The following is a 24,474-nucleotide window of genomic DNA, read 5'->3' as shown; positions in this document are numbered from 1 at the left end:
GCAGTCGTCCATTCCGGCAATGGTTCAGAAAACCCAGGATCAGCTGAAATCGTATTTTGAAAAGAATAAAAGGACATTGCTGGAAGACTATCTTCGGCAGGAAATCACGGCTGGTGAGCGCATCGTCACAGAAAATGAACACTTTGCCGCATTGGTGCCGTTTTGGGCGTCTTGGCCTTACGAAACAATGATGATCAGCAAACAGAAAAGAGAAAATATTGCGGAATTTTCTGAAGCGGAAAAAGAATCTTTTGCTGCTGTCCTCAAGGATCTGACCACAATATATGATAACCTTTTTGAAACGTCATTTCCTTATTCTGCGGGAATTCATCAATCTCCAACAGACGGAAAAGAGCATCCTGAATGGCATTTTCATATGCACTTTTATCCGCCGTTGCTCAGAAGTGCGGAAATAAAAAAATTTATGGTAGGATATGAAATGCTTGCAGAGCCTCAACGGGACATTACCCCCGAACAAAGTGCCGCAATATTAAGAAACCTTTCCACCATTCATTACAAGAAAAAATAATAAATCAATATCTTTGAAAAGAATAAGCAAATTATGATTCTGCTACGTACAGAATTTCGCTTTTCCCAATAAAATTATGGAACAGATTAAATTAATTGTGACGGACATGGATGGGACGTTTCTTAACTCCAGCCATGAAATGAGCCCTGAGTTTTCAGAAGTTTATAAAGAACTGAAAAAGAGAAACATTGTATTTGTCCCGGCAAGCGGAAGACAGATGCCGGGCATTACCCATTATTTCGGAGAAATAGAAAGTGAGATCGGTTTTATTGCTGAAAACGGAGGATACGTGATCTATAAAGACCAGGAACTTTTCGCTGATACGCTGGAATACAAATATATCGTTGAGATTATTAAAGCGGTCCGTGAAATACCCGGTGCCAAAGCCGTATTATCAGCCAAAAAGATGGCGTATTACGAAACCGAAGATCAGCAGTTTGTGGATTTTTTCTCAAAATATTACACCGAAAACATGAAGAAGGATGATCTGACAGAAAAAATTGATGATACCGCCTTTAAAATAGCAGTTTATCATCCTGAAGGTTCTGAAAAACATCTGTATCCGGCACTGAAAAAATTTGAAGAATTCGGTCTGGAAGTAGTGGTTTCAGGAGCGTATTGGCTGGATGTTATGAATAAAGATATCAATAAAGGAAATGCTTTGAAAATCCTTCAGAAATCGCTGGGCATTTCTCCTGAAAATACGATGGCTTTCGGGGATTATATGAACGATATAGAAATGCTGAAGAATGCCAAATATTCTTACGCGATGCAAAATGCCCATCCCAATGTAAAACAGGTAGCCAATTTTGAAGCATGCACCAACGACAGCTTCGGGGTTCTGAAAACCATTAAAGATTATCTGCATCTGAATTAATGCATCCAAATAACACCAATTAAACTAATAATATGAATACATCAACCGGCAGAAAGCCAGCCAAAACATGCTATGAGCATATCGGCGGAAAATTAGGACAGCTTCTTTTAGAACAATTTGTTGAGAAAGGCTGGATTGCCAAGGAAAATCCTGCAGATCGTAACTATTATATTACTGATAAAGGACAGGAAGAATTTACAAAAATGGGCCTTGATCTGTCACAAATAAAGACGGAATAACGGCTATCATAGCAACTTTCAGCAGATTAAGATATTAATGTTACTTATTAACAAAAAAAATCAGACCTGAGTCTGATTTTTTTTTGTTATTCATCGTGGCAAGCTTCAATTTTGACAGTTTCTATTGTTAAATTTTATATGTTTTTTATATAAAAGGTAAAGGGTAAATCATAAAACTACGGTATTTCGTAGTATAATTTACTGTCTGTTTTTATTAATGTGTTGAAAATCAAATTCTTTATTGTTTTGGGTTATTTTTTGGCATTATGCTCATAAGTTTAATTCAAAAAATACTACAACAATGAGCACATTAACATTAAAAGACGGAACAGAAATTTTTTACAAAGATCAGGGAGAAGGACCTGTATTAATGTTTCACCACGGATGGCCTTTATCATCTGACGATTGGGATGCACAGGTAATCTTCTTCCTGCAGAAAGGCTACAGAGTGGTTACCCACGACAGAAGAGGTCACGGGCGTTCCAGCCAGAATATCTACAATCACACTATTGAGCAATACGCTTCTGATGCTGCAGAACTGGTTGAATTCCTTGGCCTGAAAGATGTCGTACACATCGGGCATTCAACAGGCGGTGGTGAAGTAATCCGTTATGTTAACAAGTATGCAAACGGAAGAGCTAAGAAAGCGGTTCTGATCAGCGCCATTCCACCGGTAATGGTGAAAAGTGAAAACAATGCTGACGGTGTTCCTATGGAAGTTTTCGACAATATCAGGGAACAGACGATGAACAACAGAAACCAGTTTTACTATGACCTTACTATTCCTTTCTACGGCTACAACAGAGAAGGTGCGAACGTAAAGGACGGAGTACAGAGAAACTGGTGGAGACAGGGACTGATGGGAGGAATTGTTGCTCATTATGATGGAATCAAAGCCTTTTCAGAAACAGATTTAACCGAAGATTTAAAAGCAGTTGATATTCCGGTATTGGTTCTTCACGGTGAGGATGACCAGATTGTACCGATTGAAAATTCAGCGATAAAATCAGCCAAATTACTGAAGAACGGAAAACTGATTACCTATCCTGGTTTCCCTCACGGTATGCCGACTACAGAGCATCCAACCATCAACAAAGATATTTTAGCTTTTATCACAGAATAATAAGCATTCTTTACAAATGAATACGATACAGCCAGCTTTTGATACGTTGACTGAGGCCGTTCAGTGGCTTAATCAAAACGGATATACAGAAGATTTTAACCTTAAAAATGATTGCATCAGGCTCAATAATTTTCTTGATGTCTCTCCGGAAGACTTTAAAATACGATATACATTCCGCTTTGAAGGAGATACCGATCAGGGAGATGAAGAAGTAGTCTACGGCATCGCTTCCGACAAGTATTCTGTAAAAGGCATCCTGACGAGCGCTTACGGAATCTATGCGGATACTGTAAGTACAGAACTCATCAGAAAACTATCATCCCATTAACTTAATCCAAATTATTTAATAAAATAAACTTTATGAAACCATCATCAAAACTACTTTCTCCTGAAAATCATGCACTGGTACTGATTGATTTTGAAGGACAAATGGCATTTGCCACCAAAAGTATCTCAATGAATGAGCTGCGCAATAACGTTGCAGTACTGTGTGGAGCTTCTAAAATATTCAATGTTCCGACTATCGTTACCACAGTTGCTGAACAAAGTTTTTCAGGTCCCGTTTTCCCTGAAATTGAGGAAGCATTTCCTATGGCAACTTCAGGATATATTGACAGAACTACTATGAATACATGGGAAGATGAAGCCGCTTATAAGGCAATTGTGGGAACACAGAAGCAAAAACTGGTTTTCGCAGGGCTTTGGACAGGTGTATGTATCGTAGGACCGGCTTTGTCTGCACTTGAGGAAGGCTATGATGTATATGTCATTACCGATGCCTGTGGTGATGTGAGTGATGAGGCTCACGAAAGAGCAGTACAGAGAATGATCCATTCCGGAGTAAAGCCTATGACTTCCATTCAGTATATTCTGGAGCTTCAGAGAGATTGGGCACGTCAGGAAACCTATGGCCCTGTAACTGATCTGATGAAAAAATATGGGGCTTCTTACGGATTAGGGATCCATTATGCCCACCATATGCTGAATCATTAAAATCTATATACCATTTTCAATGTTGAAATCTGCACCTTCAATACTGTTTTTAAAAGCTTTTTTCATAACAGTTCTTTTATGTTCTGAAACTTTATCCTCCCAGAGCTTTAAACTTCTGAGGTATGACGAAAATTATGAATATCTGAAAGATTCCACCAAAAGCTTTTATGACAAAATTAAATATCTCCCTCTCAATGAAAAGAAAGATATCTATCTCTCATTGGGTGGCGAGGCAAGGTATGAATATGTGGATTTCAACAACGAAGATTGGGGACGGCTTAACATAGGACACAACGACTTTTTCCTGCAGCGCTATGACCTTTATGCAGACTGGCATTTCGGGAAAAACTTCAGAATATTTTCACAGATCAGAAGTGCTTTGCAAAACGGAAGAAAAAACGGTTCAAGAGGCATTGATGAAGATCAGCTGAGTATTCAGAATCTCTTTCTGGATGTAGGTTTGGTGAATAAGGATGATCAGAAGCTGATAGTGAGACTGGGAAGACAGGAGCTGGACTACGGTTCCGGCAGATTAATTTCTGTAAGGGAAGGACCGAATGCAAGGTTGTCTTTTACAGGAGCTAAAATCATGTATTCCTATAAAAATGTTTCCGTAGATGCTTTTGCGATGATGGCAGACTCTGTCAAGACCGGCGTTTTTGATAATACCATTTCAAAGCAGCTTAACCTTTGGGGACTTTATTCCAAAATTATTATTCCTGAAGCCGGAAATCTGGATCTATATTACCTCGGAATCCGTAGAGATGAATCTGTTTTTGAAGCCGGAACAGCCAGGGAAAAGCGTCACACAATTGGCGGAAGGCTCTGGAAATATGGCGGCGGATTTATCTATAACCTGGAAGCAGCCTATCAGTTCGGACGTTTTGGAAACGAAAAGATCAGTGCCTGGACGGGCTCTGTGGATGTAGGATATCTCTTTGAAAACTTCACATTCAAGCCAAGCATCAATCTGAGAAACGATTATATATCAGGAGATCATTCAAAAAATGACGGAAGGCTCAATACCTTTAATCCTTTATATCCGAAAGGAGGGTATTTCGGCTTCAGCCCGCAGGTGGGACCTGTCAATTTAATTGATATTCATCCGTATATGACCCTTGATCTGACTTCCAAACTCAAAATGCAGATGGATGTTGTCTTCAACTGGCGATATTCCCTGAACGACGGAGTTTACCGGCCAAGCGGAGCATTGAACCGTCCCGGAAGCAGTTCAGATAAAAGGTATATCGGAACGGCTTATTTAACCAGCTTTACCTATAATTTCAACAAACATTTCTCTTTGGTGAGCGGACTTCAGTATTTCCACAAAGGACCTTTTATTGAAGATATCATTCAGGATGCAAAAAGCGGTGTTTTCTGGAATATCAGGCTGGGATTCAAATTTTAATCATTACTAAATCATTTATTATGCAAAATTCAATTTCAAAATACATCAATTGGTCAAAAGCATTCTTTATAGCATTGATGTTGGCAACTGCGGGAACCCACTTCGTTTCAGCACAGGCTGCCGCAGAAAAAACAGCTATTGGAACCTCAAAAACATGGGGAACCGTTGACGGTATTTCTGTTGTAGGACTGGTTCAGGGGCCTTCTGCCGCCAAAGCAGATTTACAGATCGCCTGTGTTTTCGAGTATACGGAAGGAGATATTTTCAATCCGCCGGCGCTTCCCAAAGAACTGAACGGAATGGTTCATCTGGATGAAGCATTAAAAGGAATTATTACAGAAGTCCGTAAAAAAGGACAGTTCAAAGGACACGCTTTGGAAACCTTATTAATTAATCCTCCGAAAGGAAGCCTTGCCTCCGGAAAACTGCTGTTGATCGGCCTGGGGAACAGAAACTCTTTCGATGCCGGACTCATGAAAGAAGTAGGAAGTGTTGCCATGAGAGAAGCTTTGAAACTGCAGGTACATACCGCATCATTTGCCAGCGATATCAAAGATGCCGGAATTGATTCTCCAACCGCTTTAGTGGCAGAAAATGTAGTTCTGGGTGCTTTTGATGCTTATCGTACACAGTCTTATTTAAATACTCAGCATTTATCCGATACAATGAAATTAAAAAAACTGATTCTATTGGCCGGGCCATCTTTTTTCACTGTTGCCGGAGGAGGAATTCAGGAGGCGATTTCAAAGTTGAACACCAAATAATTAAAGATGAAAGCAGACCTTATCGTATACAACGGAAAAATCCACACTTTCAATAAAGAAACTCCGGAAGTTTCTGCAGTGGCCATTAAAGACGGGAAAATTATTGCAGTTGGAAATGACGGACTGGCAGATCAGTTCGCAGATGAATCCACAGAACTGATTGATCTTAAAAAGAAAAGAGTGGTGCCGGGAATCAATGATTCTCACATCCATCTGATCCGTGGCGGATTAAATTATAATCTGGAACTAAGATGGGACGGAGTTCCGTCACTGGCCGATGCGCTCAGAATGTTAAAAGACCAGGTAGACCGTACGCCTTCTCCGCAATGGGTTCGTGTCGTGGGAGGGTGGTCCGAATTCCAGTTTGCAGAAAGAAGGATGCCTACTCTGGAGGAAATTAATGCCATTGCTCCGGAAACACCTGTTTTTATCCTGCATTTATACGACAGGGCTTTAATGAACAGGGCAGCATTGAAAGCGGTAGGATTTACCAAAGACACCCCGGCTCCGGCAGGCGGACATATTGAAAGAGATGCTAACGGTGAACCCACAGGGCTGATTATTGCGACACCCAATGCCATGATCTTATATTCAACACTGGCAAAAGGCCCGAAGCTTTCCTACGACCACCAGCTGAATTCTACCAGACATTTTATGACAGAACTGAACCGTTTCGGAATTACCAGCGTCATTGATGCCGGCGGAGGATTCCAGAACTTCCCGGATGATTATCAGGTAGTGAACGAACTGAATGAGAAAAAACAGCTTACTGTAAGGATCGCCTATAATCTTTTTACCCAGAAACCTAAGCATGAATTTGAAGATTTCAGCGATTGGATTGATACTGTAAAATTATACCAGGGCGATGACATGTACCGTCACAACGGGGCAGGAGAGATGCTGGTATTTTCGGCAGCCGATTTTGAAGATTTTCTTCAGCCAAGACCGGATCTGCCTGAAAACATGGAAGCAGATCTTGAAAAAGTAGTCCGTTTACTGGTAGAAAACCGCTGGCCTTTCAGACTTCACGCCACCTATAATGAAAGCATCACCCGTTTTTTAAATGTCTTTGAAAAAGTAAACCGCGATATTCCCTTCAATGGTCTTCCATGGATTTTTGATCATGCAGAAACCATTGATGAAAAGAATATTGAAAGGGTGAAAATGCTTGGCGGCGGAATCGCCATCCAGAGCAGAATGGCTTACCAGGGAGAATATTTTGCAGACCGTTATGGTTCTGCCGCCGCAGAAAGTACACCACCCGTGAAAAAAATGCTGGAAATGGGAGTTCCTGTAGGCGGAGGTTCGGATGCCACAAGAGTAAGCAGCTACAATCCGTGGGTTTCCATGTATTGGCTGACTGCAGGAAAAACTGTTGGCGGACTTCAATTGTATCATGAAACAAAGCTGGACAGATCAACCGCATTGGAGCTCTATACAAAAGGCAGCGCATGGTTTTCTCAGGAACAGCAGAAAAAAGGCGATATCAGAGTAGGAATGTTTGCTGATCTGGCAGTTCTTGATCAGGATTATTTCACGATTGATGATGAAGAGATCAAAAATATTGAAGCAGAAATTACCATTGTAGACGGGAAAATAGTATATGCCAAAGGAACATTCTCATCCTATGCACCACCATCTATTCCTGTGCTTCCGGATTGGTCTCCCACCAATCTTTATAACGGATATTACCCTGCAGGAGGACATTTTCAGAAAGAAATCGAAAAAAATGCGAAACAGGATTTAAAAGCTCCGTTAGCTTCGCAAATTCACAGCTGTGCAGGAAGCTGCGATATCCATCATCATAACCATAACCAGGCAAGAATGAGCAATGTGCCTGTTAATAATTACCACACATTCTGGGGAGCTTTAGGCTGTTCGTGCTTTGCTTTTTAACTATCAAAACATATGGAAATTTTAAAACAGATCCTTTCATCAGATTTAGGTTCACCATTCAATGATGCTTCATTCCTGGTTTTCCGGGTACTCCTTGCGATTCAATTGTTCAGAGTGCATGGTTTAAAGAAATTCAGGCTGGAAAACGGACAAAGGGAAGTCATTCCAAATCCTCTGGGATTACCTGATAAATTCAATGCCATAGTCGCTTCATTTGCTGATCTGGTGGTTCCGTTTCTGATTATTTTAGGACTGGGAACCAGGCTTGCCGTTTTACCGACAATCGGGGTAACGGCTATCGGATATTTTGTGGTTCACAGAAAAGATTCACTGGAAGTACGGGATGTTCCTTTTATGTACACGCTGTCCCTGTTACTGATTCTTGCCTTGGGAGCAGGAAGATATTCACTTGATTATTACTTATTAAATATTTTATAAAATGAAAACTTCAATCGGAATTAAAAACGAAAATTTAGCAAAAGTTGCTGAAGTATTGGTTACCACTTTAGCAGACGAATTTGTATTGTATACCAAAACAAGAAAAGCGCATTGGAATGTCGAAGGTCACGACTTTTATAATAAACATCTGTTTTTTGAAGCACAATACGGGCAGCTGGACGACATCATCGATGATCTGGCGGAAAGAATCAGAACGCTGGGGCATTATGCACCGGCCACTTTAAGGGAGTACCTGGCATTAACGCATCTGTCCGAACATCATCTGGAATCGAACGACAGTCTGACTTACATCAGAACACTTCTTTCCGACCACGAAAGTATCATCATTCATCTTCGTGAAAATATTGAAAACTTCGCTGTTGAATTCCGTGATTCAGGGACGAGCGACTATATTACCGGATTGCTGGAAACCCATGAGAAAATGGCCTGGATGCTGCGTTCACATTTAAAATAGAAAAATGGAAGTAAATCATAATATCGGTTTTGTCACCTTATTGTTAACCATGATTGCCGGATATTGCGATACCGTGACTTTTGTATCGGCAGATGCCCTTTTTTCGGCGCATGTTACGGGAAACTTTATTGTCTTTGCCTATCAGTTTGTGAAGGGATCGGATATTCACGCCTGGGTAAAGCTGCTTACTTTTCCGGTCTTTATTCTTGCGGTTATGGCAGGAGGAAGAATCGCCGGAAAGGTTATCAATCATTATACGCTGCTATTCTGGGAAGGAGCGTTGCTCTTTTTAGCCGGAATTATTGTTGCTGTTCTCAGTTACTACGGAATGTTTTCAGAAGTCATCATGTATACTGTGGCTATGATTACCGTTTTTGCAATGGGGCTTCAGAATGCTTTCGGAAAACTTTATGCAAAGGAAACCCATGGCCCGACTACCATGATGACAGGAAATGTAACCCAGGCTTCCCTGGATTTCGGAACGCTTCTGTCAAGCGGCTTTCACCACCCTGAAGCATGGGCAAGCCTGAAGAAACAGCTGATTACCATTCTTGGATTTCTGGTTGGTTGTTTTTTAGGAGCTTATGCAGGAAAACAATATGGGCTGGTAACACTGATTTTACCGGGACTGGCAATGATAATCTGCTATTTTTACCACCGTAAAAACTAGCTCTGGACTATGGCAGATTACAGGATAATAGATTACCTTTAAAAAATGAATTTCAGCCTTTATTTTTTATCTAAAAATCTACTAAAGATAGTATGTTTTTCGTTGGTTTTGATGTTTTCATACAGTATAAAAGCACAGACCCAGGAAAATCCTGCACTGTTGAGAAAACAGATTTCCTCTTCCGCCAATACTACTCAGAAAATCACTTTATTGCTGCGTCTGAGTAACTATTACATTACCAAAAAAGGAGAGCTGAAAGCTGACCTCGACAGTGCCGCTATTCTGAACAGACAGGCAAAAGCACTCAATGTGAAATCCGGAGATCTGCTGTCTGCCGGAAAAATCATATTTCTGGAGGCTAAAATAGATAAAGAAAGAGGCCGTAAAACGATTGCTTTTTCCAACATGAAACAGGCGCTTTCTTATTTTGAAAAAAATCATTTTAAAGAGCAGGCCGGAGAAGCATACAATGAATTATCATATATGTATGACAATAACCCCGAATATTTTGATACTAAAATCAAACTGAAAGAAAAAGCATTGGAACTGTTTAAGAATTCAGGATCAAAACTGAATCAGGCAGGTGTTTTAAAAGATCTGGGTGAGCTTTACTACATCAAGGAAAATGCTGATAAGGCTCTGGGCTTGCTCAAACAATCCCTGTCTGTTTATAAGTCCGTTAAATTCAGAGAATTACAGAGTGTTTATAATCTTATCTCTCAGGTTGAAATTCAGAAAGCGGATTATGAGGAAGCACTCCGTTATGGTCTTCTGGCAGAAAAAACAGCCGAAAGTGTGAATGATTATTCTTTGCAGATGTGCTCTATTTACAGCAATATCGGAATGGTATATTATTATCTCCGTAAAAATGATGATGCCATGAAGTATTGGGAAAAATCACTGGCCACAGCAAAGAAAAACAAAGATAACACCTACATCAGAACGGTGGCCAATAATATTTCTACCATGCTGATCAGGCAGAAAAAGTTTAAGCAGGCCATTACCATGATACAAGAGTACAGAGAACGTTACCCCATAGTAGACAAGGATTTTGAAATGTCAGAAAACTATATCCTGTTCAGCACCTATACTATTTTAAAGCAGTTTAATGAAGCTGAAGCCTACTACAAAAAACTGGTGGCCTATTATGGTGAAAATGCAGAAAAAAATAATCAGCAGGCCTCATTGCTGCGAAGCTTTGTTTTCTATCATTACCAGACCCGGAACTTTGATAAAATGTATCGTGAAGCCAGACTTTTTGATTCGATAGCCAAAAATAACGGAAATGATATGCTTCGTTCGGAAAACCATTTAATGTGGTTCAAAGCAGATTCCATACAGGGAAAATACCTTGATGCCATACAGCATTATCAGCTGTACAAAAAGCTTTCCGATTCTGTTTTTAACGGTGAAAAAAGCAAGCAGATCAACAGTCTTAAAATTCAGTTTGAGACAGAACAGAAAGATAAAAATATTCAGCTGCTGACCCAGAAAGCAAAACTGCAGGATATTAAGATTGCCAATGATACCTTTATCAGATATGTCTTCATCGGAAGCATTCTGGCACTGATCCTTTTTGCTGCTTTGCTGTATAACCGCTCAAGATTAAAAAGCAATGCCAATAAAAACCTGGAACTGAAACGTAAGCAGATTGATGAACAGAACGAACAGCTGAAGAAATTACTTTCCGAGAAAGAATGGCTCTTAAAGGAAATCCATCACAGGGTTAAAAATAACCTGCAGATTGTGATCAGCCTGCTGAATACGCAGTCGGCTTATCTGGATAATGAAGATGCCCTGATGGCCATCCAGAACAGCCAGCACAGAATGCATGCCATGTCTCTTATCCATCAGAAACTTTATCAGTCTGATAATCTTTCAATGATTGACATGTCCTGGTATATTTATGAGCTGATTACCTATATCAAAGAATGTTATTCATCTGACAGGAAAATTAATTTTACAGTGGATACCGATAAAGTATTTCTTGATGTTGCACAGGCGGTTCCTATGGGATTGATCGTTAACGAAGCAGTCAACAATACCGTAAAATATGCATTTCCGGATGACCGGAAAGGGGAAGTTTTCGTTTCATTTAAAAATATTGGTGATGACCTTTGTGAACTGATGATTTCAGATAATGGAGTAGGGCTTCCGGAAGATTTCAATATTGAAGAAACAGAATCTTTGGGAATGAATCTGATGCGCGGGCTTACCGATCAGCTGGACGGAACCTTCAATCTCGAAAACAAAGGGGGCTTAAAAGTGACGATTACCTTCAGAAAAAATACAGAAATAACTCCTTCAAATTAAAGGCTGATTATTATGAAAGAAAAAATATTAATTGTAGAAGATGAATTTATTGTAGCCAATGATTTGAAACTGATGCTGATGAAGGCCGGTTATCAGGTTACAGGAATTGCATCTTCAGTGGTTCAGGCCAGAAAACTGATTGCAGATAATAAGCCGGATTGGGTACTTCTTGATATCATCTTAAAAGGTGATCTCACAGGAATTGATCTTGCCTGGGAACTGCGTGAGATGAACCTCCCTTTTCTTTATATTTCAGCCAATACCAACCAGTCTACCCTGGAAGCAGTGAAAGAAACACAGCCCTACGGATTTATGGTAAAACCCTTCCGGGAGCGTGATATGATTGTTATGCTAGACATTGCCAGATACCGATATGACATGGAAAGAGGCTGTGAATTGTGTACTGATACCGGAAATAACGAAGTCATTGAAGGAATTATCGGAAAAAGCAAGGTGCTTCAGGATGTCGTTGAAAAAATAAGGGTAGTGGCTCCTACAGATACGTCTGTTCTGGTGGTTGGGGAGAGCGGAACGGGAAAGGAAAAAGTAGCCCATTCCGTTCATGAGCTTTCAGAACGCAAAGCTCATCCTATTGTTGTAGTCAACTGTGCTGCACTGCCGCATGCGCTTATCGAATCCGAGCTTTTCGGACACGAAAAAGGAAGCTTTACCGGAGCCAATACATTGAGAATCGGAAAATTTGAGCAGGCCAACGGAGGAACAGTCTTCCTGGATGAAATAGGGGAGCTGCCACTGGACTCACAGGTTAAATTACTGAGAGTTTTACAGGAAAAAGAAATTGAAAGACTGGGAGGAAATAACACGATTAAAGTAAACGTAAGAATTGTGGCAGCGACCAACCGTTCTCTGGAAAAAGAAGTGGCGGAAGGAAGATTCAGGCTGGATCTGTATTACCGATTGAATGTTTTCCCAATTGAACTGCCTCCGCTGAGAGAAAGAAAGGAAGATATCGTATTGCTGGCCCATTTTTTCCTGAATAAATATGCCGCTGCTTCGAGAAGAAATATCACATCTATCAGTGAAAAAGCATTAGAACAGCTGTTAAATTATCACTGGCCCGGCAATATCCGTGAGCTGGAGCATCTTATTGAAAGAAGTGTTCTTCTGGCCAAAACAACGGAAATAGAACGTTTCGATCTGCCTGAAATTATTGAAAAACCTATAGAAACACTGGGTCCGCTGAAATCATTGGAAGATATGGAAAGAGATCATATCATGAATGCGCTTCAGACTTCCGGCGGAAAAGTTTCCGGGCCGGGCGGTGCTGCAGAGCTCTTGAAAATACAAGCTCAGACTTTATATTCCAAAATGAAAAAACTGGGAATTGACAAAGGCTATAAATAATTCAGGGGAAAGCTAGCCGGAGACCATATTTTCTTTCAATTTTTTAATCATAATTCTTCAAATAGTTTGAGAATAAAATCATTATGCCTTTACAATAATAAATCAATCAGGTAATTATGGAAAAAGAAACACTCAGAATAGAAGGATTCAGTGATGGTGTTTTTGCAATAGCCGTTACGCTTTTGGTGCTGGATCTTCACTTTCCTGAAGAAAATTCAATACAAAACGGGAATGATCTGCTGGTCTTTCTGAAGAATCAGTGGCCGGCATTTCTGGCATTTATCCTTTCATTTTTCAGTATTTTCATCATGTGGGTGAATCATCATAAGATCTTCAAACAGATCTACAGCCGGAATTCAGCGATTATGTTTGCCAATGGACTGATTCTTTTCCTGGTTTCGGCAGTTTCTTATCCTACCGCTTTGCTGGCAAGGTATTTTGACGGCGAAGCTTCTTCTGTTGTTGTGGCACTTTATACCGGTATTTTTGTCCTGATCAATCTTGCTTACAATTTATTATGGTTTCTGGCCACCCGTAACAAAAAGCTTTTGCGCCCGGGTATTACCGATGCGGCTATAAAAAAGATCCACAATAACTACTTGTATGGACTTCCTATTTATGTTATGGCATTAATCCTGTCGTTCTGGATCCCGGCCTTGTCGCTGCTGATCATTTTAGGACTTTGGATTTTCTGGGCGTTGTCTTCAGGGAAAATAGAAATGAGTATTAAAAAGGGATGATTTGTATTTAGAAATGGTTGATTAAAAAGGATTATATCCTTGTTTTACAACATCTATCTGATCTTCTATATATTGAGAGAGAGTCCTGTTTAAAAGTGATGTAATAAATTGAATATCGCTCCTTGATGGTAAATAGGCTTGTCTTATTATTGGATCATCTCCTTCATCCAGATATATAAATAAAAATTGATCACCAGCATTATAGGCATCAACAACAAAAAAGTTTCTGTTAATATTTCTATTATAGAACAATAACCACGACCTGGCAGCATCTTGAAGTTCTTCCTGAGTTTCAAAAATATTATAATCAAGAACATAGCAATAATTTCCTGCGAGAAATAAAAGCTCTCTTAAAACTTTTGGAAAAGAATGTCCATTGTTATATTTTACTTCAAGCTGTTGTATTTCTATAGGCGAAATTGGTTTTATCCTTCCTTCATATTCCTGATTATTGGGATATGCTGCCGGATTACTCTGTAAATATTTTAAAAGCTCTATTTCCATATTGATTATTTCTTATAATAATGTTCCTTCTCTATTCCAAGTTTCTGCATTTTGGAAATAAGTGTTGTAGGTGGTAATCCCAGCAGTTTCGCAGCACCTGTTTCCCCGAAAATACGGCTGTTACATTTTTTGATTATTTTTAAAATATATTCCTTTTCAAATTCCTGCAATGTTTTAACCTGAAAATCCTGATCCGTATTTTGAGCGTTCATAACTTTTGGAAAATCCATTTCCCTGATCATATCTCCTTTTGTTGTCAGCATGCTTCTTTCAACCATATTTTCCAGTTCACGGATATTACCCAGCCATGGATTAGCCATCATCATTTTAACCACGTTCTGAGAAAAACCATTAATCTTTTTGCCTGTCTTAGGATAGAGCTTTTCAAGGAAATAGTCTGCCAGCAAAGGAATATCCTCTTTTCTTTCCCGTAAGGCAGGAAGATGGATAGGAAAAACATTCAGTCTGTAAAAAAGATCGCTTCTGAACCGTCCTTTCGCCACTTCTTTTTCAAGATTCCTGTTGGTGGCCGTAATGATCCGCACATTCACCTTAATCCTTTTGTTTCCACCAATTCTTTCAATTTCTTTTTCCTGAAGAACCCTCAGAAGCCTGGCTTGTAATTCCAGAGGCAGTTCGCCAATTTCATCCAGAAAAATGGTGCTGTTGTGGGCCTGTTCAAACTTTCCTTTTCTTTGTTCAGTTGCTCCGGTAAAGCTTCCTTTTTCATGACCAAAGAGTTCAGATTCTATTAAGTTGGCAGGAATAGCCGCACAGTTTATCCTGATCATTTTCTTTCCCGAAAATTCCGAAAGTTCATGAACCGCCTGTGCTATAAGTTCTTTTCCTGTACCCGTCTCTCCAAAGATAATCACGTTGGATTGTGAATGTGCTACCTGCGAAATCTGTTCGAAAATGAGCTGCATCGCTTCACTTTTTCCCACAATTCCGTGAAAGCCGTGTACGCTTTTCTTATCTTCTTCAATTTCTTTTGGAAAGTCCCGGATATTTCCCTGAAATGTTTTCAACTGCTCCTGAACATCAATGTTATGAAGGGTAATGGAAAGCTGGGTAGAAATACCGTTTAAAATTCTTTCCGGAATTGTATCTCTTGAAATAAAGCTTCTGTAGAAAAGGAAAAGTACATTTTTACTTTCACTGACAGCCGGCAGTCCCAATCCGACAGCCATCCGCATTCCCGAATTTTTAGCTTCGGTAAAACAGGAAGGAAGCGGTGACAATTCTTTCAGATCAAAAAGAAGAGGCTCCGCAGAATCAAGACAGTTTTTTACATACCTGTCAAGCTGTTGATCTGTGGTATGGTTCTGATTTTCATTCCGGCTGCTGAGTATTTCAATATTTCCTTTTACATCCCTGATCATCATACAATCATTGAATCCCAGTTCAGTTTTGAAAGATGTATTGATAACAAGCTGAAGCTGTTTCTTATCTAAAATGGTAGACAACTCTTTGGTTAAACGGGAAATCATAAGCTGTTCTTTCTGCATTTCCTGCAGGCGTTTCATCATTTCTGCATTGGGATCAGAAGGCTTACTCATAGAAAATTCTTACTTGAAAGTTTAAAGATAGTAAAAATTGAAAAAGATCTGCATGTGAGTGGTACAATACCTGAAATAAAAAAGATGAACCATTAAAGTTCATCTTCAGTATATTGAAAAGAGATTGTTTTTAAGATCTGATAAATTCCAAAAGGTCTTTGTTGATCGTCTCATGCTCTGTAGTCGGCATACCATGAGGGAATCCCGGATACGTGATCAGCTTTCCGTTCTTTAATAATTTAATTGATTTTAATGCCGCATTGGCAATAGGAACGATCTGGTCATCTTCACCATGCATCACCAGAACAGGAATGTCAACAGCTTTTAAATCTTCCGTTAAATCTGTTTCTGAAAAAGCTTTAATCCCATCATAATGAGCAACAATTCCGCCCATTAATCCCTGTCTCCACCAATTTCTCTGAACACCGTCTTTTATATTGGCACCTTCTCTGTTGTAGCCGTAGAAAGGGAAAGTCAGATCATAATAAAACTGATTTCTGTTGTTCATCGTCTGTTCCCTGATATTGTCGAAAACTTCCATAGGAACACCGTCAGGATTATTCTCACTTTTCACCATTACCGGTGGAATGGCGCTGATCAGAACTGCTTTCTTAGCTCTTCCATTCGAGTATTTATTCACATAACGGATCACTTCACCGCCACCTGTTGAATGCCCGATGTGTACAACATCTTTCAGATCTAAGAATTCAACCAGTTCTGCGGCATCAGAAGCGTATTGCTCAATAGTGTGATTGTAGATATTCTGGCTGGAGCGTCCGTGGCCTCTTCTGTCGTGAGTAACCACTCTGTAGCCTTTCTGCAGGAAGAAGATTACCTGTGCATCCCAATCGTCAGATGATAAAGGCCATCCGTGGTGAAACATTAATACCGGGCCTTGTCCCTGATCTTTGTAAAAAATTTCTGTTCCGTCTTTTAATGTTAATGTGCTCATGTTGTTTATTTTTAATGTTATGAATTGATTTTGTTTAAATATTTTTCTGATTAATAGGCAGTATTTTCACGTACCAACTGGAAAAGGTCTTCTGCACCGCCATTGAATTTATTTCCGTTAATGAAAAATGAAGGGGTTCCGTTCACTCCGCTGATGATACCGCTTTCAAAGTCTGTATCTACCTTTTCTGCTAATTCCTTCTTATGAATATCAACTTTGAATTGGGAAATATTTAATCCCAGTTTTTCTGCAAGCTTTAACGGAAGATCAGCATTCAGGTATTCCTGGTTTTCATAAATAGCATCATGCATTTCCCAGAATTTTCCCTGCAAAGCTGCCGCTTCTGCTGTCAGTGCTGCCGTTCTTGCATACTGATGCATTTCTGACAGCGGAAAATTTCTGAATACAAATCTGATCTGATCTCCGAATTCTTTCATTAATTCTTTAAGAACCGGATAGGCTGCTCCGCAGTAAGGACACTGATAATCCCCGTATTCTACAATGACTAAGCTGGCATCTGAGTTGCCCTGAGTATGGTCAGCATTGCTGACTGATGGTTTAAGTGACATAATTATTTCATGTTAAGGTTTTCTAATGCTTCTAAAATTCCGTCTGCGCCAGGATTGATGGCGGTGGGAGAGAGGTAGCTCCATTCGATGAGACCGTCTTTATTGATGACAAAAAGGGCTCTGTTGCATTCTCCTTCTTCGTCATTGTAAACACCATATTTCCTGGCTGTTTCTCCTTTGGCTTCAAAGTCTGCAAGCAGTGGGAAGTGCAGGTTTCTGGATTGTGAAAATGCCAGATGGCACCATTTGCTGTCTACGGAAATTCCGAAAATCTCCGCATCATATTTTTTGAAATACTTCAGCATTTCGTTGTACAATGCCATCTGGTCACTGCACACCGGGCTCCAGTCTGCCGGGTAAAATGCAAGGATAACGTTTCGTCCTCTGAATTCGGATAAGGTAATCTTCTGGTCCGGGGTTGCAAATAATGTAAAATCAGGGGCAACCGTATTTTTTTCTAGCATAGGATTAGTTTTTAATCGTTGTAATTGGTATTGTGAATGCACAGATGAGCAGTAAGGCTGCCGGAAACATCAACGTCCAGTTTCCTGAATAAGAGAGCAGGAAAGGAGCTGCTGAAGCACCGGAGAGAAAGCCCATCCATAAGAATAACAAATGAAAGATATTTATTTTGTATTCCTTCCGCTCCTCTGCCTGATTACTCATGACAAACAGAGCAGCTGTTCTTGCCAGACTGTTTAAAGTTCCTGTCACAAAATCGGTATTGATCTTTTGGTTACCTACCGATGTGATAATGGTATTCATAAGGCCCATTGAAAAACCGATAACAGCTATAGACACTTCATTGGCAATATGCTCATAATAATCAGTAATACTGTAAAGGATCATGATGCCGGAAACCGTGTAGAAGATCATCTTTGTACTTCTGAACTTCTTTGATAATGATAGACACGTTCCTGTATAAATCCCCACCAGAAAAAAGATGATTACAATGACAGAACTGATGATAACACCATATTTTCCACTGAAAACCGCTGCACCTAACTGAGTCGTATTGCCACTCATAAAAGAAACGTAGGTTTTCCATCGTATCAGTCCTGTGGCATCTGTATATCCTGCGATAAAAGCAAGGAATACTGCCAGTTTCTCCTGTGTTCTGACGGTCTTGTCAGGGAGCAGGATTTTTGTTTCCGGAATCACAGGCGCTATTTTCCAGGTTTTATGAATACTTTCTTTTCCGGAAATTTTTCTATTTCTCCTTCCTTCAGTCCGAAATTCGTAATGATCACATCTTTAGGGTTTCCTGCCAGCCATTCGCTGATATCAATGGATTCATAGGTGCCGCTATTAAATCCGATCAATACTTTACAGACGGTATCTCCGGTATTTTTGATATAGTGCCCGGCTCCCATAGGTACATAACCTACATCACCGGCATTGAACTGTTCTGTAACAGAAACTCCTTCTGCCAGGAATACCGACATTTCTGCCTGTCCGGATATAAAATACTGCCACTCATCCGCATTCGGATGCCAGTGCATTTCTCTTAAAGCACCGGGCTGCAGCTCCAGCACAGAACCGGCCATTGTGGTGCTGATCGGAAATTCCTTACTAGTAACCAATCTTTGGAGACCGCCGCCGGGAATGATTCTTGGCTGCTGGGAATGTAGAGGATATCGGTGCAGGCTTGTCAGTTCAATGTCTGATTCCTCGGGACGGGCTGCAGCATTCACAGAGAGTTCATCCGGAACGACTCCCGCTGCGAAGTAAACCTCTTTCTGTGGAAGTTCTGCTACTTCTTCAAGGCTTAGTCCTAAATTCTGTGCAACGATTTCAGGAGGCATACTTGACACAAAATCTGTAACGCTGAAGGTATGGTCTTCGGAAAAATTACCATTGTCAAAAATCAGAATGAAATGACATTCCTCTGTTCCGGTAGCCTGGATGGAATGTCCGTAGCCTTTCGGGAAATACCATACATCCCCGGGTTCAAAATTATCAGTATAACTTCGTCCGTCCGGATGGATAATCGTTGTACGTACCGTTCCTGAAATTACATACGCCCATTCTGCGGCATTGGCATGCCAGTGAAGTTCTCTCATGCTTCCGGGCTGTAATCTCATGGAAACTCCTGCAATACCTACAGAAGCAGGGAATTCTTTTACGGAAGCACCTCTTGTTGTACCACCGTCATTGGTACGCGGTTCTTTTTTTTCTAATTCGTATCTGAAACTTAATGATGATGGATTCATAGTATTATTTTTTTTGTGATTAATGCTCTTTGTTTTTGCTATTGTAAAGCTACTTCTGAATTTTACTTTTTCTTGATGTCATTCGGTGAAAAGGCAAAATGAGTCGTTGAGGATATAGAGGGGTTGCTACTTTTTTAAAAAGGCTGGATATATTGACCTGTCAGTGCTTTATTTTCAATGCTTTTTGCAAAGTTTGGTGTTTCCTCATGATTGTGGGCATCAGAAGCAGCCTGTCTTGATGCAGCGGCATCTGCAAGGTTGATCCCGTGTTCTTTCAGATATTCAAACATTTCGGGGGTGGCTGTCGCATGAATTTCATTGGTATAAAGACAGGTGTTTTCATCAATCTTTGTCACTTTCAGTTCCCATAGAACCTGAACTTTTGTACGTCCGTTTTTTGTAATTGAATCAGAGATGGAAAGCATGCGGCAGTAATCGGGGCGGTGAACATCTGCAACATAATGCTGTACCATCAGTGCATCCCCAATGGTTTCTACATTTAAAGATACCGGCTTACCATCAAAGGTAACTGAAATAGCAGCTCCGATATGCTGGGTAGAGCAGCGCTGATATTCGGCGTCCGGCAGATTAAGCAGCCAGTCTGCGATATTCACTTTTTCAATGGGTGCATGGATGATGGCACTTACGCTTGAGTGAGATAGTGCGTTTTCGGGAGTTTGTAAGATTTCCATAGTTGTTGATTTTGATTGTGATGTTATTGATGATGTAAAGCTACAAACCGGTTGTTTTAATTTTTAATGCTGTTCGGTCAACAGGCGAAAACTGTCGTTGAATAAGGCGATGATGTTCAAACGATAACAGGACAAACGTTCCTGAAAACAAAAAAATCACTGTAGGTTACAGTGATTGATAAAGGATAATTTTTAGATAGAGTTATTTATACAGCCATTTTTTGATCAGCCTGGTATAATTGGGCATCACGGCAAATACCATCAGAAAAACGATGATTCCGGAATTGATGAATCCGTCGGAATAATGATTGGCCGGAATATGTAAAAACCGTAAAAAAGGAATGATCAAAGCAGGAATAAGTACAGACAGCGGATAAATGGCAGACCAGGTTGCCAGAAACTGTTTCCAGCGTACCGGAACTTTATTCCCTTCATTTTCTGTCGTAAAAAGAAAATCAAGCCCGGATCTGATCTGATAATGGTCATTTTTTCTGAACAGCGGATTGGCTTTCTCAATGAGTTTTTTCCGGTTATCCGACTCCATCCAGCTTTTAAGATGATTAATCGTATCAAAACGGATAATGACAGTGTATACAAAAGTCAGATCGGGAATAGGACGAACAATCTGAAGATCAATAAAGCCTTCCGAATGCCTGGTGACAGGCACAATTTCGTCCAGCCATTTTTCATACTGTGATTGTTTTCCATCCAGAATATGATGGGTAATGACTACTGAAGCACCCTGATTTTCCATAACTGATTTTTTATGGGTTAATTTAATATGCCCTTTTATACTGCCACGGAATTTCTGTTTCAATATCTAATGTCTTGGCAGAATGAATAGCAAAATAAGGATCTCTCAGATGTTCCCGGGCAATGATTACCAGATCTGCATCTCCATTGACAATAATATCATTAGCCTGTTCTGCTTCCGTAATCATTCCAACAGCTCCTGTTAAAATCCCGGTCTGTTCTTTAATCGCTTTTGCAAAAGGAACCTGATATCCGGGAAATACCTTATCCTTGCTTACATTGGTAAATCCACCGCCAGATGCCGTAATGAAATCTACACCATTTTCTTTAAGGATCTCTGAAAGTTTAATGCTGTCTTCCAGAGTCCAGGCTTCCTCCGATTCTATATAGTCAGTAGAGGAAATTCTTACGAAAAGAGGCATCTCAGCAGGAATAGCTTTTCTGATTTCCTGAACGGTTTCCACAAGGAAACGGATCCTGTTTTCAAAACTTCCGCCATATTCATCCTGTCTTTTGTTGATCACTGCGGAATAAAACTGATGGAACAGGTAACCATGTGCTGCATGAAGTTCAATGGTATCAAAGCCTGCTTCAAGAGTACGAAGGGCTGCTTTAACAAATTTCGTCTTTAGTTCCTGGATCTCATCAATGGTGAGCTCTTCAGCAAAAACTCCGTTGAATTCCTGGGCAGAAGATGATTTTACCGTCCAGCCTCCTTCTTCCGGAGTGAGAGGTTTCATTCTTTCATTGGGATGTTTCAGGCTGCCTTTTCCTCCTGCATGCCAGAGTTGAACCCCTATTTTGGCATCCTGTTCATGCACAAAATTTACGATGTTTTTCCAGGCATTTTTCTGTTCATCGTTCCAGATCCCTACATCAGATAATGTTGCCAGACCTTCTTCTGAAACGGCTGTACATTCGGTAAGAATCAATCCTGCACCGCCAACAGCCCTGCTTCCGAGGTGAACGAGATGCCAGTTGTCGGGAACTCCGTTTTTAGCGCTGTATTGCTGCATAGGAGATAGTGCAATCCTGTTCTTTAAGGTAAGACTGCGAATGTGTATGGGTGAAAATAAATTCATTTTTTCTTATTTTTAAATTGTTTTTGAAAATGCTTCAGCTTCAGAAACAGCTTTCAACAAAACGTTCTGTACTTCTGCCAGTATTTTTTGCAGATCAGTATTTTCTGCTGATGCTGTTTCAAGAATATCAAGTCTTTCCTTTAACAGAGGATGTAATCCCATGATGGCAATGCTGGATTTCAGATCATGAGCCCACAGTTTCATCCCTGAAAAATCCCGGTTTTCATAAGCTGTTGTCAATTTCTGTAGATGATTGGGAATATTCTCAATAAACTGTTGAGTGACCATTTGTTCGAAGCTTTTATCTCCGCCGCTTACCGTCTGCATATAAGTGAGATCAATATACTGATAGTCAGATGATGGATTTTCGGTTTTCTTTTCGTTTTTATTATTTTCTTTAAACCCTAGTTTCGAAATCAGCATAAACAACTCTTCTTCATTGACAGGCTTAGGAATATATTCGTTCATCCCACGGCTCAGGCATCTTTCTCTTTCTCCTGCCAGCGCATGGGCGGTCATTGCGATGATCGGAATATCCAGTTTGAGTTCTTCCCGTATTTTTTGGGTGGCAGCATATCCATCCATCTGCGGCATCTGTATATCCATTAAAACCAGATCGCATGTATTGCTTTTGAGATAGCTTACTCCTTCAAGACCATTCGATGCAATATGAAAATCAATATTCCACTGGGAGAGCAAATGTTTCATCAGGCTTTGATTGATCACATTATCATCAACCACCAGTACTTTCAGGGGCGTATTGGACTTATCTTTAAAATAGTGGGGATCAACAGCTGGAATGACAGTAAGCTGTTCCTCAGCAATTCCGTAAGGAATATAGAAATGAAATGTAGTTCCTTTGCCTTGTTCACTGCTTACTTCGATGTTTCCGTTTTGCAGTACAATCAGGCTTTTCACTATGGATAAACCTAATCCTGTTCCGCCGTAATTTCTTGTCGTTGAATCTTCTCCCTGGTTGAATCTTTCGAATATTTCAGTAAGCTTTTCTTTGTCAATTCCAATTCCGGTATCTGAAATTTTAAATCCCAGAACAGCTTCGTTCTCTGTTTGCTGTTTACTGTAGATTTCAATAGAAATATTTCCCTGATGGGTAAATTTTATGGCATTTCCGATCAGGTTAACTAAAATCTGTGTCAGTCTTGTAGCGTCTCCCACCAATGTGTCAGGAATGGAAGAATCAACAGTACTGGAAATGGTAAGTCCTTTTTCTCTGGCCCGTTCTGTAAAAAATGTTTCTACGGAATTAACCAGACCATTGATGCTGAAAATTCCCGGGGTAATGCGCATCATTCCTGCTTCTATTTTGGATAAATCAAGAATGTCATTAATGATGGCCATAAGGTTTTCTCCGGAACGTTGTATGGAAGAAACAAATTCTGCTGAGGTTTCGTCCAGTGGGCGTTTTTGCAGCAAATTGGTGAAACCGAGAATTCCGCTTAAAGGAGTTCTGATTTCGTGGCTCATATTGGCAAGGAAATTTTCTTTGGTCTGTGCCGCTACCAACGCTTTTTTCTCGGCAATATCAAGTTCGCTTATGAGTAATCTCTGACGTTTAAACTGACGAAGAATGTGATACCCAACGACAGAACCTCCCAAAATCAGTAAGACCAATATTGAAATGTCATAAAATCTTGCTTTCTGCCCCATTTCCTCACTTTTCTGGCTGAGTTCAACCATATTCAGTTTTCTGCTTTCATATATTTTAGCCGTGATGCTGGTGATTTCATTAGAAATTTTTCTTGCATGCGGATTAGCAATGGAGGTATTATCGTCCATGTTTCCAACAGAAAGATAACGGTGCAGGAGTTTATCTTTGGTTGTTTTCTTTTCCATGGCAAGAACACTTAACCTGTGGATCAGCTTTTCTTCTTCGGCGTTTACATTGTCTTTGGAAAGAGAATCCAGGAAATTTTCAATCTGACTGATTTTTTGGTCGATGCCTTCAAGATGGGTGGTATCATTCGTTGCAATAGAAGCTCTGATTCTGCTTTCCACCCCCAGAATATCACGGTCAATCTCCCGTAAATGATTGCTTGAACGCAATTCGCTCAGCAAAGTATTGTTATTCTGAATCAGCGCCTTGGTATTTCCTGCAGAATTGAGCTGAACAGCTATCAATAGGAGTGAGCCCGCAATAAAAGTCAGGATAATAAAATAGCTGAATCGTTTGTTATCCATTACTGAAGATATGTTTTTCATAAATAACGGTCTGATTTAAGATAAAGAGTTCCGGGTAACAGTCGGGTTTACTCCGGGCCCATCCACAAATAGAGATCAAAAGATGGACAGACATGCCAGA

The 24,474-nt window shown here is 40.2% G+C and carries 26 protein-coding genes; 15 read left to right on the top strand and 11 right to left on the bottom strand.

All coding sequences use genetic code 11. The features are described from left to right. The 15 genes from galT to AC59HC_RS06935 form a co-directional block, all read left to right on the top strand. Nucleotides 1-529 (top strand): galactose-1-phosphate uridylyltransferase (galT, locus tag AC59HC_RS07005; protein WP_496558301.1); only part of this gene is annotated, 529 nt, incomplete at its 5' end. Nucleotides 530-605: 76 nt separating this feature from the next. After that, entirely contained in the window at nt 606-1,406 is an 801-nt protein-coding gene (locus AC59HC_RS07000) for an HAD family hydrolase (protein WP_110009801.1), read from the top strand. Nucleotides 1,407-1,438: 32 nt separating this feature from the next. Continuing rightward, entirely contained in the window at nt 1,439-1,645 is a 207-nt protein-coding gene (locus AC59HC_RS06995) for an ArsR family transcriptional regulator (RefSeq protein ID WP_202842860.1), read from the top strand. Nucleotides 1,646-1,946: 301 nt separating this feature from the next. Continuing rightward, entirely contained in the window at nt 1,947-2,768 is an 822-nt protein-coding gene (locus AC59HC_RS06990; RefSeq protein WP_202842858.1) for an alpha/beta fold hydrolase, read from the top strand. 16 nt (nt 2,769-2,784) lie between these two features. Further along, on the top strand, nt 2,785-3,096 hold the full coding sequence (locus AC59HC_RS06985; protein WP_202842857.1) for a phosphoribosylpyrophosphate synthetase: 312 nt from the start codon (nt 2,785-2,787) through the stop codon (nt 3,094-3,096). Nucleotides 3,097-3,128: 32 nt separating this feature from the next. Next, the gene (locus AC59HC_RS06980; protein WP_002978754.1) at nt 3,129-3,761 is read left to right on the top strand and encodes a hydrolase; all 633 of its coding nucleotides are present in this window, start codon (nt 3,129-3,131) and stop codon (nt 3,759-3,761) included. 19 nt (nt 3,762-3,780) lie between these two features. After that, nucleotides 3,781-5,169: an alginate export family protein gene (locus AC59HC_RS06975; RefSeq protein WP_202842855.1), complete on the top strand. Its 1,389-nt coding sequence runs from the start codon at nt 3,781-3,783 to the stop codon at nt 5,167-5,169. A 20-nt stretch (nt 5,170-5,189) separates the two neighbouring features. Beyond that, nucleotides 5,190-5,933: a M17 family peptidase N-terminal domain-containing protein gene (locus tag AC59HC_RS06970; RefSeq protein ID WP_496558300.1), complete on the top strand. Its 744-nt coding sequence runs from the start codon at nt 5,190-5,192 to the stop codon at nt 5,931-5,933. A 6-nt stretch (nt 5,934-5,939) separates the two neighbouring features. Next, nucleotides 5,940-7,829 (top strand): amidohydrolase, encoded by a 1,890-nt coding sequence (locus tag AC59HC_RS06965; RefSeq protein ID WP_496558299.1) that lies wholly within the window; start codon nt 5,940-5,942, stop codon nt 7,827-7,829. Nucleotides 7,830-7,841: 12 nt separating this feature from the next. After that, the gene (locus AC59HC_RS06960) at nt 7,842-8,267 is read left to right on the top strand and encodes a DoxX family protein (RefSeq protein ID WP_333597888.1); all 426 of its coding nucleotides are present in this window, start codon (nt 7,842-7,844) and stop codon (nt 8,265-8,267) included. A 1-nt stretch (nt 8,268) separates the two neighbouring features. Beyond that, nucleotides 8,269-8,742: a Dps family protein gene (locus AC59HC_RS06955; RefSeq protein WP_202842847.1), complete on the top strand. Its 474-nt coding sequence runs from the start codon at nt 8,269-8,271 to the stop codon at nt 8,740-8,742. A gap of 4 nt (nt 8,743-8,746) precedes the next feature. Then, complete coding sequence (locus AC59HC_RS06950; RefSeq protein WP_202842845.1) at nt 8,747-9,412, top strand: YoaK family protein; 666 nt, start codon at nt 8,747-8,749, stop codon at nt 9,410-9,412. A gap of 45 nt (nt 9,413-9,457) precedes the next feature. After that, complete coding sequence (locus AC59HC_RS06945) at nt 9,458-11,725, top strand: tetratricopeptide repeat-containing sensor histidine kinase (protein ID WP_343643283.1); 2,268 nt, start codon at nt 9,458-9,460, stop codon at nt 11,723-11,725. A gap of 12 nt (nt 11,726-11,737) precedes the next feature. Continuing rightward, nucleotides 11,738-13,090 (top strand): sigma-54-dependent transcriptional regulator, encoded by a 1,353-nt coding sequence (locus AC59HC_RS06940; protein WP_395973266.1) that lies wholly within the window; start codon nt 11,738-11,740, stop codon nt 13,088-13,090. 116 nt (nt 13,091-13,206) lie between these two features. Beyond that, nucleotides 13,207-13,830, top strand: coding sequence for a TMEM175 family protein (locus tag AC59HC_RS06935; protein ID WP_395973268.1), 624 nt, complete (start codon nt 13,207-13,209; stop codon nt 13,828-13,830). Nucleotides 13,831-13,851: 21 nt separating this feature from the next. On the opposite strand, the gene AC59HC_RS06930 is transcribed toward AC59HC_RS06935, so the two are convergent. From AC59HC_RS06930 to AC59HC_RS06880, 11 genes are all read right to left on the bottom strand, one after another. Continuing rightward, entirely contained in the window at nt 13,852-14,334 is a 483-nt protein-coding gene (locus AC59HC_RS06930; RefSeq protein ID WP_395973270.1) for an SMI1/KNR4 family protein, read from the bottom strand. 5 nt (nt 14,335-14,339) lie between these two features. Further along, nucleotides 14,340-15,893: a sigma-54 interaction domain-containing protein gene (locus tag AC59HC_RS06925; protein WP_411413880.1), complete on the bottom strand. Its 1,554-nt coding sequence runs from the start codon at nt 15,891-15,893 to the stop codon at nt 14,340-14,342. A gap of 130 nt (nt 15,894-16,023) precedes the next feature. Next, nucleotides 16,024-16,845, bottom strand: coding sequence for an alpha/beta fold hydrolase (locus tag AC59HC_RS06920; protein ID WP_202842833.1), 822 nt, complete (start codon nt 16,843-16,845; stop codon nt 16,024-16,026). Between the two features lie 50 nt (nt 16,846-16,895). Then, on the bottom strand, nt 16,896-17,414 hold the full coding sequence (locus tag AC59HC_RS06915; protein ID WP_202842832.1) for a DsbA family protein: 519 nt from the start codon (nt 17,412-17,414) through the stop codon (nt 16,896-16,898). 2 nt (nt 17,415-17,416) lie between these two features. After that, entirely contained in the window at nt 17,417-17,878 is a 462-nt protein-coding gene (locus AC59HC_RS06910) for a redoxin domain-containing protein (protein WP_202842830.1), read from the bottom strand. A 4-nt stretch (nt 17,879-17,882) separates the two neighbouring features. Further along, entirely contained in the window at nt 17,883-18,575 is a 693-nt protein-coding gene (locus AC59HC_RS06905) for a YoaK family protein (RefSeq protein WP_202842828.1), read from the bottom strand. A 5-nt stretch (nt 18,576-18,580) separates the two neighbouring features. Next, nucleotides 18,581-19,627, bottom strand: coding sequence for a cupin domain-containing protein (locus tag AC59HC_RS06900; RefSeq protein ID WP_333597894.1), 1,047 nt, complete (start codon nt 19,625-19,627; stop codon nt 18,581-18,583). A gap of 134 nt (nt 19,628-19,761) precedes the next feature. Further along, nucleotides 19,762-20,319: a hypothetical protein gene (locus AC59HC_RS06895; protein WP_333597895.1), complete on the bottom strand. Its 558-nt coding sequence runs from the start codon at nt 20,317-20,319 to the stop codon at nt 19,762-19,764. Between the two features lie 202 nt (nt 20,320-20,521). Further along, nucleotides 20,522-21,073: an antibiotic biosynthesis monooxygenase gene (locus AC59HC_RS06890; RefSeq protein ID WP_333597896.1), complete on the bottom strand. Its 552-nt coding sequence runs from the start codon at nt 21,071-21,073 to the stop codon at nt 20,522-20,524. A gap of 22 nt (nt 21,074-21,095) precedes the next feature. Further along, nucleotides 21,096-22,154, bottom strand: a complete 1,059-nt coding sequence (locus AC59HC_RS06885) for an NADH:flavin oxidoreductase/NADH oxidase (RefSeq protein ID WP_496558298.1) — start codon at nt 22,152-22,154, stop codon at nt 21,096-21,098. Between the two features lie 12 nt (nt 22,155-22,166). Next, complete coding sequence (locus AC59HC_RS06880) at nt 22,167-24,374, bottom strand: hybrid sensor histidine kinase/response regulator (protein WP_496558297.1); 2,208 nt, start codon at nt 24,372-24,374, stop codon at nt 22,167-22,169. Between the last annotated feature and the right edge of the window lie 100 nt (nt 24,375-24,474).

The sequence above is a fragment of the Chryseobacterium sp. DZ-32 genome, from assembly GCF_059587025.1.
This window is presented reverse-complemented; position numbering and strand designations above follow the sequence as displayed.